Origin of the sequence: Sporosarcina sp. P34 (assembly GCF_002743375.1) — a bacterium.
Lineage (GTDB): Bacteria > Bacillota > Bacilli > Bacillales_A > Planococcaceae > Sporosarcina.
In genome coordinates, this window is record NZ_PDZC01000001.1 from 23,414 (window position 1) to 37,839 (window position 14,426).

Below are 14,426 nucleotides of genomic sequence, written 5' to 3' on the forward strand. Positions count from 1 at the left end.
AATAAATTTATTAAAACATGTTTATACCTCTAGCTAACTGGGTAAACTATTAATGAAAATCTATTTAATAGGGGGTGCACATCATGGGTTATATACTACCAATACCAAATTACCAAGCACAACAGTATGCAGAACGTATGAATAATGAACGTCATAATTTTGCTTATATCGGACGCGTACATCCTGTGCGTCTGGAAAATGAGGAATCAAGCTATTGGGAAGATGTTCTGGCAGATGAAGAAAGACGTCGTGAAGAGCAGATGAAACAACGAAAAAATCGTGCACCTCAACCTTTAGTTAAAAATGGATTTATTGCGCCAAATCCAGCCCAATTCTCACCTGAAATTGCAGAAGTTGTAGGAAAGGGACAATCGATTAACGCCTATGCCTGACGCAAGGAAATACCCCTTACCACTCTAGTGGTAAGGGGTATTTTTTCTGTGCAATCAGTCGTTTAACAAACTTTTCTCCATAGCGCGATGAGGAATATCAGCGTCCATGAATTCGGGCGATGTGACGACGTAGCCTAGCTTTTCGTAAAAAGGCACAGCATAGGATTGCGCGTTCAATATAAGTTTTTTCATAGAATTCTTTAATGCATGTTCTTCTAATGTATTCATAATTAAATTTCCAAGATGTTTACCGCGATATTCAGGTAAAATACAGATTCTCTCTATTTTACCGTGTGCATTTACCAGACCTCTCATGCGACCGGCACCGATTGGTTGATCCACTTCATCATAGACAACGAAGTGGATCGCTTCTTGATCGTGTTCGTCCAACTCAAGAATCAGCGGGACGCCCTGTTCCTCCACAAAAACTTTCTTGCGGACGGAATACGCATCTTGCCGACCTTTTTCATCTGAGACGATTTTTACTGTCATCTGCAAATCAAGACTCACGATCAAGACGGAACGTTTCATAGACTGTCCACGAACCATCTTCTAGTTGATAAAGTAAGTGAATACGATCAATGATTTCCGTGTGGTCTACACCTACCATCTTCATTTGGTTAATCACATCATCGTGTTCACCAGAAGTTAGGTTTTGCGCAATGGTAACATGCGGAACAAAAGCATAATTGTTTTCATCGTGATAGAAGTTTACATTTAAATCCTTGTGCAACGCGAGAATTTCATCGTTCGGTACAACTTTAAAGTAAATCGTGTTCGTCGTTGGAGCGAATGAGCTAACTTTTGTAACTTTCAACTCAAAAGGGCTGTTTTTGATGGTAATTTCTTTTAACGCATTTGCCACTTCTTCGATTTCCTTGTCATTCGCTTCGAATGGTTCTTTCAGCGTCATATGAGGTGTGATCAGCGAATAATGCGGATCGTATCTCATCCGATAGCCGTTTGCTAAGTCCTGAAGTTTTTTTGAAGGGAATGCAACAATACCGTATTTCATTTAAATTTGCCTCCTTGTGAATTGACTGAATTTTAGGTACATCTATTTTAGTATATCAGAAAATGGCCAAACATGCTCTTTCTATTATGAAAGTCTATTTATTTCAATTAACGCGCGGCGAATATCAGGTTGCCATGATTTCCAGGTATGATCTCCGTCTAGCTCTTCATAATAGTAAGGAAATCTCTTTTCCTTAATCACTTTATGCAGTTCGCGGTTAGGCGTTAGAAAATCCAATCTGCCGTCAGCAGTTGTGGGTACATCCGTTTCTTTATCACCGATCACATGGTAAATAGAAAGATTGGCAGGGTTTTCATTGGCTTTGACTGCTTCGAGTACGTGTTCATTAACGAAAGGAGAATGCAATACTACATTTCCAAAGCAGTTTGGATATTTTAAAGCGGTCAATAAGGAAATCGATGCTGCCAGTGAATCGCCCATCAACATTCTTGAAGAGCCCATTTGGTATGTTGGGTAGGTTTCATCAATATACTGAATTAACTCGTGCGCTAAAAAGCGGATATATGCTTTGTGTCGATCACCTTCTGGATGATACATACGTCTGCGTTCTTGCACCGTTTTGTATGGGATTCCTACGATGATAACCGGTTCAATGATTTCTTCTTCCATTAATTCATCGGCAATTCGACCAATCCGTCCGAGTTGGAAATAATCTTTGCCATCAGAGACGAGCATGACATTATGTTTGTATAAAGGGGAGTAGCGTGATGGCAAATATATCAATAGTTCCATTTCTTCTTGTAATTCATTACTGTAAAAACGAATTTCTTCAATTTTTCCTGGATTCATTTTGTAGGACCTCCATAATTAATGTACACTTACTAAATATCATACCGATAAATAACAGTGTAAAGCTAGTGAAAACTATTGCGTATGAAGAGAGAGAGGGGAAATAATATGGATGAAGGTAAAAACATTGTTCATTCGGACGTTGTGACTGCAGCAACAAGAGATGCGTTGATCCGTCGTGGGGTTAAGATTGAAGATATTGCAAAAATTGTGTATGAACTGCAAGTGCCTTATAACAAAGGTTTGTCACTCGAACAGTGTATCGACTCAGTAGAAAGCGTTCTTCGTAAACGTGAATTGCAACATGCAATATTGGTAGGAGTTGAATTGGACGAAATTGCTGAAAGAGGTCAATTATCGGGACCACTTCAGCAAATCGTTGAATCAGACGAGGGGTTATTTGGAGTGGATGAAACGATTGCATTGGGTGCGGTATACACGTATGGTTCAATCGCCGTTACTACATTCGGCCACTTAGATAAGAATAAAGTCGGTATCATCAACGAATTGGATACCAAAAAAGGAATTGGTATCCATACGTTCTTAGATGATCTAGTGGCAAGTGTGGCGGCTTGTGCGGCATCTAGAATTGCGCATAGAACACGCGATTTGAAAGAAGCAGGTCTTACGTTTGAAGATGTACAAAATGGCAAGAACTCCTAACTAAAACGAACTGCTCTAGATCATCATTTCTAGCAGCAGTTTTTTTGTTGAAAATGAAATTAGTCGGTGCGTCTAGTATTACGATTCTGATATTAGTATGTAGTAAGCGGTGAGAGTGTAGGGTCTATTATACCTACTACATTTACCATAGCAATCGCCTTCGCTAGAATAAGCGTTGGACAAGGTCTGATACTGGCTATATGTTGACGAGCAGCAATAGCATACATGCAACAGGAAATAATATATAATTTAATATTATATTGACAAGTTAAAGCGCTTTCATGGTAGAATGGTAGTGTCTATGACTACAAAATGTAAAGGGGAGATGGTCACATGAAGAAAAATTCACTTCGCCTACTGGCGTTAGTTTCCATGCTTGCGCTTCTTGTACTCGCAGCTTGCGGTAACGACGAAAAAGCTGATGGGAACAAAGGTGCAGACGGAAACAAAGATGAAGGTAAGACAGAGCAAGACTACAAGTTCTTGAGCTTACTTACTGGGGGAACACAAGGAACTTATTATCCACTAGGTGGTTCTTTTGCTGAATTCATTACTGAAGAGACAGGAATCAAAACGACTGCTGAAGTATCTCAAGCATCTGCTGCAAACATGACAGCGCTTAAAGATGGAGATGCAAACATTGCATTCGTACAAACAGACATCGCATACTACGCTTCTAAAGGTGAAATGATGTTTGACGGAGATGTAATTGACGACGTATCTGCTGTTGGTTCACTTTACCCAGAAACGGTTCAATTGGTTACATTGAAGAAAAGCAATATCAAAACATTTGAAGACTTAAAAGGCAAAAGTATTTCAATAGGAGCGCCGGGTTCAGGAACAGCTGCCAACGCTGAGCAATTACTTGAAATCCACGGTTTAGCTTTAAGTGATATCAAAGCACAAAACTTGGACTTCGGTGAGTCACAAGAAAGTCTACAAGCGGGACAAATTGACGCTGCATTCATTACAGCTGGAACTCCGACAGGTGCTGTTGAAGGTCTAAACGCAACTTCAGAAGTTTTCATTATTCCAGTAGAAGAAGACAAAGCGGATGAATTAATCGAGAAATACCCATATTACACGAAAGAAATAATCCCTGCTGGAACGTATGGTTCTAAAGAAGAAACACCTGCAGTATCAGTAGGTGCAATGCTTGTTATGCAGAACGATATCTCTGAAGAACTTGGTTACCAGATCACAAAGGCGATTTATGAAAACGCTTCAAAAATCCAACATGCTAAAGGTGCTTTGATTAAAGCGGAAAACGGTTTGAATGGAATTGGTATTCCTGTACATCCAGGTGCGCAGAAGTACTTTGACGAAGTGAACCAATAAACGGAGTAAGTGATCTTAGAGAATCATGAGGGACGGTAAAGCGAAAGCTTTGTCCGTCCCATTCTTACTTTTTTACATATAATTAGCGGAATACATAAACTATTTTGTCGTTTGTATGTAATGAAACAGAAAGGATTAAGCGGATGAAATCACGAAACATTCTGTTTCTGCTGACGTTTCTTATCGGAATTGTAATGCTGATCATCTCGTTTTATCCGTATAGACAAATGATCGTACTTGAAGAGGTTCGGAGCGAACAACCAAAAGCGTATTATCTTCCATTACACGAGAATAGAAATTTTCAAATTCAATATATTCATTCCATCCATTTGTCCAATGTGAAAGAGCAGTATCGCATTACCGACAATGGAAAGCTCCGTTTCGAATTTATGCAGTATGAAGATGTAGCCATCGGTTTGCCGGGTTATGCAGAGGAAGGCGAAACACTGAAAGTAGAAGATGGCGTTTATACGCTTACATTCGAAAACCGCGTGATAGACTCGTTTGTTCTCTATGTAGGTAGAGTGAATACAGATCTGTCTTTGCGATATGAGCAACAAGATTACCATCTAAAAGAATTTCTTCAAAAGGGGCATTCTTATGATTTTCATGTAGCGAAGGTTTCAAATTATAAGATGTTAAAAGGAGTTAGATTAAATGAAAAATAATAAAGATCGGGAAAAAGATATTCCCGCTATCTCTGATGAAGAAATGGGTACACTTTCTGAACAAGAACAACTCGAAATTCTTCAAAAGTACGACCCTGAATCCAATACGAGAGATCTGAAAGGCTTAATCGGGAAGATTGTATTTTTCGGTTTGTTGGCATTTTCCATATTTCAGTTGTATACAGCGATTGGTAAACCATTTACAGCTCAAATCCAGCGATCAATTCACTTAGGATTTGCTTTATCACTTATATTCTTGTTGTTCCCTGCTAGGAAAAAAATCGGTGTGCGTCGCGACAAAGTTCCATTTTATGATATTATTTTATCTTTATTGGCGATCGCAGTTGGTTTATACTGGCCATTATTTATTGACGAATTAGTATATCGTGTGGGACGTGTATCCGACGTCGATTTAATAATCGGTATTTTAGCGGTTCTCCTTACACTAGAGGCAGCGAGACGTGCGGTAGGAATGCCGATCACAATTATCTCAGTGGTGTTTCTCACTTATGCGTTCTTTGGACCTTATTTCCCCGGGTTCCTTGCACATAGAGGGCAAAGTGTAGAAAATCTCGTTCAACTCATGTTCTTTACAACGGACGGGATTCTCGGTACGCCAATTAGTGTATCCGCCACTTTCATCTTCGTCTTCCTATTATTTGGAGCGTTCTTAGTGAAGACTGGTGTTGGTAACTACTTTAATGACTTGGCGGTAGTATTGGCAGGACGTTTGACTGGCGGACCGGCAAAAGTCGCTATTTTCTCAAGTGCTTTGCAAGGGACAATTTCAGGTAGTTCTGTAGCAAATGTCGTTGGGTCCGGTTCGTACACGATCCCGATGATGAAGAAGTTAGGTTACCGAAAAGAATTCGCAGGCGGAGTAGAGGCAGCTGCGTCTACAGGTGGACAGATTATGCCACCTATCATGGGAGCCGCTGCATTCCTGATGGTTGAATTTATCGGGGGCGTTACGTATTGGGAAATTGCCAAAGCAGCAGCTATCCCCGCGTTGCTGTACTTCACGGGAATTTGGATCATGACCCATTTCGAAGCAAAGCGTGTTGGTTTGCAAGGGATGGATGCCTCACAAATTCCTAATCGTAAAGAAACGCTGAAAAAGATATATTTATTACTACCGATTGTAGGGATTATTGTCTTCCTATTAATAGGTATACCTACGATGAAAGCGGCTTTACTCGGTATCGTATTAACCATTGCAGTGAGTGCAATCAGTAAAGAAACGAGAATTGGATTTAAAGATATGATTGAGGCGTTAGTGGACGGTGCACGTACAGCCTTGGCTGTAGCAGCTGCAACTGCTTGTGCAGGTATTATTGTCGGTGTTGTCGTCAAGACGGGTCTTGGGCTTAGCTTGGCAACCGGCTTGATCTCAGCGGCTGGCGGTAACATCTTGCTTACATTAATTTTCACGATGCTCGCGGCAATTATTCTGGGTATGGGCTCTCCAACGACGGCAAACTATGTGATTACATCTACAATCGCAGCACCTGCCATCATTACGTTATTGATGCTAGGTGAGCCTACAGGTGCAGCAGTGCCGATTGTAGTGGCGGTATCTGCACACTTATTCGTATTTTACTTTGGTATCATTGCGGATATTACACCGCCTGTTGCACTCGCTGCCTTTGCAGCTTCCGGTATTTCAGGTGGGGATCCGATCAAGACTGGTGTCACTTCCGCGAAACTAGCGATTGCTGCATTCATCATTCCGTACATGTTCGTCTTTAATCCGGCGATGCTAATGCTCGACTCGAGTATACTAGAGATTGTTTGGGTGACTTTGACTGCCATTATTGGTATGGTCGCAATCGGAGCGGGGATCATTGGCTTCTGGTATAGTAAACTGAACTGGATTCTGCGAATTATCACGATATGTACAGGCATGTTGTTGATCTACCCAGAAACTATCACAGATATTATCGGTTTAGTATTATTCATTATCTTGCTGGTGTCTCAGTGGATGGGCAATAAGAAAAATAATTCGCCAACATTGGCTTCAAATTAAATAATGTCTAAAAAGACTTGCCGGCTCTAAATGGAGCTTGCAAGTCTTTTATTTTACTGATGAGAGATAAGAATTTTCAGAAATTTGTATGCACTTTTATATCTCTACAAATCTATCTAGGTGAAAAGAGCTAGATTGAATAGATTTTTTACTAGAGGACGAGTCTAGTATGTATAAGGATTCCCGTCGAAAAGTGAATTTTAAAACACATGACAATATAAAAGTCAAGAAGCCGAAGGACCGAAAACCAGTCAAACTATTTTGGACTAATTACGCAGTTTTACCAACACGAGTTATGTATATACTACATATAAGCGGATCAGTCATAACGAATAAACTATATAGATCGGTACAGAAACCAATCAAATCAAAAAGGAGAGAAAATACTATGAGTACACAAGAGACATGGTGGGAAAACGTTTTTGAAGGGCACTTGGCACATGGTTTTAACAAAGAACGTATGAGTGAGCTGGATCATGAAGAGTTTTTATATTTTGAGAATGATTCAACAGAAGAACAATTAAACCCCATGCAGTAAATGAAGGGAGAAGAGTCTCTGAATAGTTTACTGAACGTCCATAAAAGTCGGTAATTTTTCTACTGGTATAGAAAAATTATCGATTTTTAATTTCTTTGTTTACAACTAGGGAAGATAATGCTATTATAGTATTTGTGCTTGAGAGCCTAACTAACTCACTTCAACATGCACATCCTAGTATGATCGATTCCGTAGCTCAGCTGGGAGAGCGCCACCTTGACAGGGTGGAGGTCGCTGGTTCGAGCCCAGTCGGAGTCATAGGTGCCAAACCTAAGTTATTTACCGTAGGAACACGGTTTATAACCATAAACAGTCCTATTAGACCGAATGTCTAGGGGCTGTTTTTTTATGTCTAGATTTTTTCACATATACTGTCAAAAGCTATTCAAGCGCACCATCCGTCATGCGGTGTATAATTATAATACGAACACCTATTTAAGTAAGCAGGAGGGCTACCATACAATGAAAAGAAAACAGATCACATCTAATGTACAAGAATATACAGTGGAAGAACAGATAGAGCTCTTGCCGTATTTATTGAAGATTATGTCAAAAAGCAGTAGAAATTCGGTGAAATCCATTCTTACACGTGGCCAAGTTATGGTGGATGGTCAGATGACAACAAAGCACAATCAGCCGTTAGCGCCTGGACAAAAGGTAGAAATACAAAGCAATAAAACCGCGATAAATGTCTCGAAATTAGTCGGTGTATCTATTCTCCATGAAGATGAAGATATAATCGTGATCAATAAAGATGCAGGGATTCTATCTGTAGCTTCTGAAAAAGAAAAAGATCAGACTGCCTATAGAGAAATCACAAAGTATGTGAAGAGGAGCCATCCTGAAAATCGAATTTTTGTTGTGCACCGTCTGGATAGAGATACTTCGGGTGTGATGATGTTTGCTAAAAACGAAGAAACCCAACAAGCGTTGCAAAGTACATGGAATGAATCGGTAAAGGAACGTTTGTATACTGCGCTTGTCGAAGGGAAAGTACGTACACAATCAGGAACTATTTCATCTTGGTTAACGGAAAATAGTGCATTCAGAGTATACTCGAGTCCAACTGACAATGGAGGACAACATGCTATTACACATTATAGAAGAGTACAAGCGAATAAGAGTTGTTCATTGCTAGAAGTTCTTCTAGAAACCGGCCGAAAAAATCAAATCCGTGTGCATATGGAAGAATTGGGTCATCCAGTGATGGGTGACAAAAAGTATGGTGCTACAGGCAACCCTTTGCGTAGAGTGGGACTTCATGCCACAGCTTTGTCTTTTCTACATCCACGTACAGGGGAATTAGTTCGGTTTGAAGCGGAAGTACCGCAAATCTTCATTACGCGCTCAAAATAATAATCGATTCATATGGCAGTTCCTTAGTGTATCCAAGGAACTGCTTTTTTATGTGATTTCATTCACATGTATAGTTAAATGGCTAAATTGACAAAATATCTAGAATTGCATATACTACAAGTAATCAATCAAACGGACGATTGAATGATGGAATAAGGTAAAATGAACGAATTTTTGAGAGGACTGGTCACATGGCTTCTGAGAAAAATGTCTATCGCCTACAAAATTTATCGTGCACAAGTTGTGCTGCGAAATTCGAGAAAAATGTCCGGCAGATTGAATCTGTGGAAGATGTGCAGTTAAACTTTGGTGCATCCAAATTAACAGTTGCGGGAGAGGCTTCTATTTTACAATTAGAGGCGGCAGGAGCATTTGACGGTATTAAAGTGTTTCCTGAAAAACAGCGGACTAGTAAACAACATACGCCCTTTTGGAAAAAACGTGAAAATCAAACGACTATTGCTTCGTTAGTTTTGCTTCTAGCAGGGTATGCAGTATCTACCGCAAATGGTGATCATAATTGGCTGTCGATCGCTCTGTTTCTCTCTGCGATTATAATCGGTGGATTCAGTTTAATGAAGGAAGGATTAACGAATCTTTTTAAACTTGAATTTGATATGTCTACATTGATGACAATCGCAGTCATTGGGGCTGCACTCATTGGTGACTGGGCAGAAGGTGCGGTCGTAGTGTTCCTCTTCTCTGTCAGTGAAGCATTAGAAAGTTATTCAATTGATAAAGCGAGAAATTCCATTACATCACTAATTGAAATCGCCCCTACAACGGCAATTGTACTTCGCGGAAATAATGAATATGAAGTGGATGTAGAGGATTTACGTATTAATGATGTGATTTTGATTAAACCGGGACAAAAGATTGCGATGGATGGTGAAGTAATCCAAGGTGACTCATCCGTTAACCAAGCCGCCATTACAGGTGAATCTGTGCCCGTACACAAAGTAGTTGGAGACGAAGTGTTTGCAGGTACTTTGAATGAGGAAGGTGCAATGCAAGTACGCGTGACGAAACTAGCTGAAGATACTACGATTGCCAAAATCATTCACTTAGTAGAAGAAGCTCAGGCGGAAAAAGCACCGACACAACAATTTGTCGATCGCTTTGCGAGATACTATACACCAGCTATTTTAGTTATTTCTTTACTGATCATGATCATACCGCCGCTTTTACTAGGTGGAGTATGGGGTGAATGGTTCTATAAAGGTCTTGTCGTATTAGTAGTTGGCTGCCCTTGCGCATTAGTTATCTCCACGCCTATTGCGATCGTTACAGCGATTGGGAACGCTGCACGCAATGGTGTATTGATCAAAGGTGGCATTCATTTAGAAGAAACGGGACAAATCAACGTGGTAGCTTTTGATAAAACAGGTACGCTCACTGAAGGACGTCCGGAAGTAACAGATGTCGTGTCGGTTTCTTCATTAACGGAAGATCAAATAGTGCAACAAGCAGCTTCTATCGAGAAGTTTTCCCAACATCCATTAGCCACATCGATTTTGCGGGCAGCGGAGAAATTACCGCTTGGATTACTGTCGGTACATCAATTCCAATCCATTACAGGCAAAGGCGCAAAAGCTATGATTGGAGAGCGTTTAGTGCATGTGGGCAGTCCGAATTTATTCCGGGAACTGAACACAGTGGAAGAATCTATTGAACAGCAGATTCAAGCGTTTCAGAAACAAGGTAAAACCGTTATGCTTGTCTGGTCTGAAGCGGGTTTAGAAGGAATAATAGCAGTAGCTGATCAAGTGCGTAAAAGTAGTGTGAAGGTTATCCAGAAGCTTCATGAGATGGGTAAGAAGACGGTGATGCTAACGGGTGATAATCAATCGACCGCCCTGTCAATTGGAACGCAACTTGGGTTATCAGAAGTCAAAGCGGAATTATTACCCGATCAAAAAGTTGAAATGATTAAATCATTAGGTCAATACGGTAAAGTGGCGATGGTGGGTGACGGAGTGAACGACGCACCAGCATTAGCTACAGCAAATGTCGGTATTGCAATGGGAGGTGCAGGAACAGATACTGCACTTGAAACGGCAGATATTGCATTGATGGCAGATGACTTGGAGAAACTTCCCTATACGATCAAATTAAGCTCGCGCACGAAACAAATCATTGTGCAAAATATCTCGATCGCACTTGGTTTAAAAGTGCTTGCGCTACTTCTCATTATCCCAGGTTGGCTGACATTATGGATGGCGGTCATGGCAGACATGGGTGCGACGGTCATTGTCGTATTAAATTCATTGCGACTCATGAAAAATAAAATATAAAATACGTAGAAACTTCAGTCGAATCAATCGTCTGAAGTTTTTTCTATTGAATAAAATGGTAGACTGATAACAACAACCATCATGAGGAGTGTGGATAATTTGGCAATGACTAGTCTGGAACTTGAAATGATTATGAACAAACAGAAGCAATATTATGTATCAGGAGTAACGCGTAGTATTTCATTTCGCAAAATGATGCTGGAAAAGCTGTATAAAGCGATTCAAAAGCACGAGAAAGAAATCTCGGATGCATTGCATAAAGATCTACACAAACCTCCGCTTGAAGCCTATGTAGCAGAGATCGGCTTTGTGTTATCCAGTATTACGCATATGATCGATCATTTGGAAGAATGGGCAGCGCCTGAAAAAGTAAAGACACCACTCCATTTACAACCAGCAACGAGCTTTATCGTGAAGGAACCATATGGCACTGCATTGATTATCGGACCCTTTAACTATCCGTTCCAACTGTTGATTGATCCGTTAATAGGCTCAATCGCAGCAGGGAATTGTACAGTGTTGAAACCTTCGGAAGATGCATTGCATACAGCTGCTGTCGTAGACAAGATCATTTCAAGTGTATTTCCGGCGGAGTATGTATCTGTTGTGCATGGTCACAAAGAAGAAACACAACTGTTACTCGGCGCACCATTTGATTATGTATTCTTTACCGGAAGTGCAAAAGTCGGGAAAATCGTCATGAAAGCGTGTGCGGAGAGATTGACTCCATTGACATTAGAATTGGGCGGAAAAAGTCCAGCCGTTGTCGATCATACTGCAGATATCAAAAAAGCGGCTGAGAAGATCGTTTGGGGTAAGTATATGAATGCAGGCCAAACATGCGTAGCACCAGACTATGTACTAGCTGACGTTTCGATTTACGATGAATTACTGAATGAAATGAAGAGCGCGATCCAACGGTTTTACGGGAAAGATGCACAGAAGAGTGCTGACTACGGTCGCATAATTGCCGACCGTCATTTCGATCGATTGGTGAAAATATTAGATCAAGATCAAGCATATATCGTAGAAGGCGGGAAGACAGATGCTGCGGATAAATACATCGAGCCGACGATTTTAGCGCTTTCGGACTGGAATAGCGCTAGTATGCAAGAGGAGTTATTTGGGCCGATCTTGCCTGTTCTTCCGTATGATAATTTAGGTATGGCCATTCAGCAAATTAGCATGTTACCTAAACCACTTGCTGCATACCTTTTCACTGAAAACGATGAGGCAGCGAATCATTTCATCGAAGTATTGCCTTTTGGCGGTGGTTGTATCAATGACACCATCTCCCATGTGGCCAACATTCATTTACCGTTTGGCGGAGTAGGGCCTTCCGGAATGAATCAATATCATGGGAAAGCAAGTTTTGAAACATTCTCCCATTCCAAATCGATGATGAAAAAGAGTACCGCAGTATCGGTGCCTATAGCATTTCCTCCCTATAGAGGGAAATTGTCAGTAGTAAAGCGTTTCATTCGCTAACTGTTGGGAAATCCACACTGTTGACCATGCGCTTTGCTGTCTCTTGCCAGCAAAGTGCCTTTGTGATCACCAATGATCGTTTTACCAATCCATATCATTCAAGTAACGGACAATGGGAGTAGATTATTTCGGCATGATATAGAAACTTCAGGCTATATTCCATGCTGGATGTGATAAGAAAAGATGCGTATAATAGGAATGATAGATTCATTCTATAATACATCATTTTCCAGAATAAAAAGCCTTTCTGAGTTACTATTCGCCTTTTTGTTATACTTACACGAGTTACTCACCAACGTATTGGAGGAAACCAAATGAACACGAAAGATTTACTATCTGTACTACCTGTAAAAACAATTAAAGGAACATTACCTGAAAATATAACAGACGTAGCGGTCGACTCAAGAGCTGTTCAAGATGGCGGGGTATTTGTTTGTCTGAAAGGTTATACAGTGAATGGTCATCAATTCGTCAAGAGTGCATTGTTGAGTGGCGCGCGCGTTATTATCGCATCAGAGCCTATCCTAATAGATGAAGACCGTACAGCAGTTGTCTATGTCGAAAACACATCCAAAGCGATTGAGTTATTGGCATCTAAGTACTATCAGTATCCTTCGAAACGTATGAAAATGATCGGTGTTACGGGAACCAATGGAAAAACAAGTGTTGCCAACATTATTCATGACATGCTACGACAAACTGAAGAAAAGACAGCTGTTTCTGGTACGATTGGTTTTAAATTAAATGACATCCTCTATGAAACGGAAAATACAACAACTGATGTTTTGACTACTCAGCAGATGATTGCGCAAGCAGCAAATGAAGGTTGCGAATCGATGATCATGGAAGTGTCTTCACACGGTTTAGTTGAAGGACGATTGGCAGGAACGGAATTTGATATCGCGATCTTCACTAACTTAACGCATGATCATTTGGATTATCACAAAACGATGGAGAATTACAGTGCAGCGAAAGGTTTACTGTTTGCACAATTGGGTCAGCAACTTGATCAACAAAAGTATGCAATCATCAATGCGGATGATCCATGGAGCAGTAAAATGATCGAAATGACGTCTTTCCCAATTTACACATACGGTATTCATGTGAAGTCTTCATTCCAAGCAACAGCAATTGAAATGCAATCGAATTTCACGAAATTCCAATTGCATGCGCCGGACGGAACGTTCTCCGTTACGATGCCGTTGATTGGAGAGTTTAACGTGTATAATTCGTTGGCCGCAATTGCAGCGTTATATGCGAAAGGAATGGCGACAGAAGATATTTTACCACTACTTGCGAACGCATCGACAGTGAAAGGCCGTCTCGAAAAAGTGGAAACATCTTTACCACTGACTATTTTCATCGATTATGCACATTCACCGGATGCGATTGAAAAAGCGATCGCTACCGTACAACCATTAAAAAAAGAAGGCAATCGTCTACTATTCTTAATAGGTACGGGAGGCAATCGAGATCGTCTTAAGCGTCCAATTATGGGTGAAAAAGCAGCTTTGGCAGATTATGTTGTCTTTACGACTGATGATCCACGAGACGAGCCATATGAGTCGATCTTATCGGAACTTAGTGCCACTATGCCGCATAACCAGTACGCATGTATAGGGGATAGAGAAGAAGCAGTGCGTCATACTATTGAGCAAGCGAATGCTGGAGACATCATTATATTTGCTGGAAAAGGTCATGAAGATTTTCAAATTATCGGCAATACGAAATATGCGCATTCGGATGCAAACATTGCACTTGAAGAAGCAACCAAAAAGTTCGGCGACACACCCATCAATAAGTGAAGCACAGTTTGGAATTGAGAGTTTATAGTTTTT

Annotated in this window: 13 protein-coding genes and 1 tRNA gene; 11 read left to right on the top strand and 3 right to left on the bottom strand. The window is 40.6% G+C overall.

Annotated elements, in window-relative coordinates:
* Window positions 1-83 precede the first annotated feature (83 nt).
* Entirely contained in the window at window positions 84-392 is a 309-nt protein-coding gene (locus CSV63_RS00135; RefSeq protein WP_099694019.1) for a hypothetical protein, read from the top strand.
* Window positions 393-446: 54 nt separating this feature from the next.
* On the opposite strand, the gene CSV63_RS00140 is transcribed toward CSV63_RS00135, so the two are convergent.
* The 3 genes from CSV63_RS00140 to CSV63_RS00150 all read right to left on the bottom strand — a co-directional run bounded on the left by CSV63_RS00140 (window position 447) and on the right by CSV63_RS00150 (window position 2,217).
* The gene (locus CSV63_RS00140; protein ID WP_233191922.1) at window positions 447-923 is read right to left on the bottom strand and encodes a GNAT family N-acetyltransferase; all 477 of its coding nucleotides are present in this window, start codon (window positions 921-923) and stop codon (window positions 447-449) included.
* Complete coding sequence (locus tag CSV63_RS00145; protein WP_099694020.1) at window positions 892-1,407, bottom strand: YjcG family protein; 516 nt, start codon at window positions 1,405-1,407, stop codon at window positions 892-894. Before CSV63_RS00145 ends, CSV63_RS00140 begins: the two co-directional genes overlap by 32 nt.
* A gap of 84 nt (window positions 1,408-1,491) precedes the next feature.
* Window positions 1,492-2,217: an esterase family protein gene (locus CSV63_RS00150; protein ID WP_099694021.1), complete on the bottom strand. Its 726-nt coding sequence runs from the start codon at window positions 2,215-2,217 to the stop codon at window positions 1,492-1,494.
* Window positions 2,218-2,325: 108 nt separating this feature from the next.
* Here CSV63_RS00150 and CSV63_RS00155 point away from each other — a divergent pair, with 108 nt between their 5' ends.
* The 10 genes from CSV63_RS00155 to CSV63_RS00200 all read left to right on the top strand — a co-directional run bounded on the left by CSV63_RS00155 (window position 2,326) and on the right by CSV63_RS00200 (window position 14,393).
* Window positions 2,326-2,880, top strand: coding sequence for a phosphatidylglycerophosphatase A family protein (locus CSV63_RS00155; protein ID WP_099694022.1), 555 nt, complete (start codon window positions 2,326-2,328; stop codon window positions 2,878-2,880).
* 333 nt (window positions 2,881-3,213) lie between these two features.
* A complete protein-coding gene (locus CSV63_RS00160; RefSeq protein WP_099694023.1) occupies window positions 3,214-4,218 on the top strand; it encodes a TAXI family TRAP transporter solute-binding subunit in 1,005 nt (334 codons plus the stop codon).
* A 143-nt stretch (window positions 4,219-4,361) separates the two neighbouring features.
* On the top strand, window positions 4,362-4,886 hold the full coding sequence (locus CSV63_RS00165) for a DUF1850 domain-containing protein (RefSeq protein WP_099694024.1): 525 nt from the start codon (window positions 4,362-4,364) through the stop codon (window positions 4,884-4,886).
* A complete protein-coding gene (locus CSV63_RS00170) occupies window positions 4,876-6,912 on the top strand; it encodes a TRAP transporter permease (RefSeq protein WP_369823763.1) in 2,037 nt (678 codons plus the stop codon). The genes CSV63_RS00165 and CSV63_RS00170 overlap by 11 nt, the downstream gene beginning before the upstream one ends.
* A 388-nt stretch (window positions 6,913-7,300) precedes the next feature.
* Window positions 7,301-7,450 (top strand): hypothetical protein, encoded by a 150-nt coding sequence (locus tag CSV63_RS16585; protein WP_199203575.1) that lies wholly within the window; start codon window positions 7,301-7,303, stop codon window positions 7,448-7,450.
* Between the two features lie 185 nt (window positions 7,451-7,635).
* Window positions 7,636-7,708: transfer RNA gene (locus tag CSV63_RS00180), tRNA-Val, on the top strand.
* Between the two features lie 204 nt (window positions 7,709-7,912).
* Entirely contained in the window at window positions 7,913-8,806 is an 894-nt protein-coding gene (locus CSV63_RS00185; RefSeq protein WP_099694026.1) for an RluA family pseudouridine synthase, read from the top strand.
* Between the two features lie 191 nt (window positions 8,807-8,997).
* Window positions 8,998-11,100 carry a heavy metal translocating P-type ATPase gene (locus CSV63_RS00190; RefSeq protein WP_099694027.1) on the top strand — a complete coding sequence of 701 codons (2,103 nt, stop codon included), beginning with the start codon at window positions 8,998-9,000 and terminating at the stop codon, window positions 11,098-11,100.
* A gap of 99 nt (window positions 11,101-11,199) precedes the next feature.
* Window positions 11,200-12,588: an aldehyde dehydrogenase gene (locus CSV63_RS00195; protein ID WP_099694028.1), complete on the top strand. Its 1,389-nt coding sequence runs from the start codon at window positions 11,200-11,202 to the stop codon at window positions 12,586-12,588.
* A 314-nt stretch (window positions 12,589-12,902) separates the two neighbouring features.
* Complete coding sequence (locus CSV63_RS00200) at window positions 12,903-14,393, top strand: UDP-N-acetylmuramoyl-L-alanyl-D-glutamate--2,6-diaminopimelate ligase (RefSeq protein ID WP_099694029.1); 1,491 nt, start codon at window positions 12,903-12,905, stop codon at window positions 14,391-14,393.
* The last annotated feature ends 33 nt before the right edge of the window (window positions 14,394-14,426 follow it).

Coding starts and splice junctions, on each gene's coding strand:
- CSV63_RS00150 (WP_099694021.1), bottom strand. CDS start 2,217: ATGAATCCAGGAAAAATTGAAGAAATTCGTTTTTACAGTAATGAATTA.
- CSV63_RS00145 (WP_099694020.1), bottom strand. CDS start 1,407: ATGAAATACGGTATTGTTGCATTCCCTTCAAAAAAACTTCAGGACTTA.
- CSV63_RS00155 (WP_099694022.1), top strand. CDS start 2,326: ATGGATGAAGGTAAAAACATTGTTCATTCGGACGTTGTGACTGCAGCA.
- CSV63_RS00185 (WP_099694026.1), top strand. CDS start 7,913: ATGAAAAGAAAACAGATCACATCTAATGTACAAGAATATACAGTGGAA.
- CSV63_RS00140 (WP_233191922.1), bottom strand. CDS start 923: ATGAAACGTTCCGTCTTGATCGTGAGTCTTGATTTGCAGATGACAGTA.
- CSV63_RS16585 (WP_199203575.1), top strand. CDS start 7,301: ATGAGTACACAAGAGACATGGTGGGAAAACGTTTTTGAAGGGCACTTG.
- CSV63_RS00135 (WP_099694019.1), top strand. CDS start 84: ATGGGTTATATACTACCAATACCAAATTACCAAGCACAACAGTATGCA.
- CSV63_RS00165 (WP_099694024.1), top strand. CDS start 4,362: ATGAAATCACGAAACATTCTGTTTCTGCTGACGTTTCTTATCGGAATT.
- CSV63_RS00170 (WP_369823763.1), top strand. CDS start 4,876: ATGAAAAATAATAAAGATCGGGAAAAAGATATTCCCGCTATCTCTGAT.
- CSV63_RS00200 (WP_099694029.1), top strand. CDS start 12,903: ATGAACACGAAAGATTTACTATCTGTACTACCTGTAAAAACAATTAAA.
- CSV63_RS00160 (WP_099694023.1), top strand. CDS start 3,214: ATGAAGAAAAATTCACTTCGCCTACTGGCGTTAGTTTCCATGCTTGCG.
- CSV63_RS00190 (WP_099694027.1), top strand. CDS start 8,998: ATGGCTTCTGAGAAAAATGTCTATCGCCTACAAAATTTATCGTGCACA.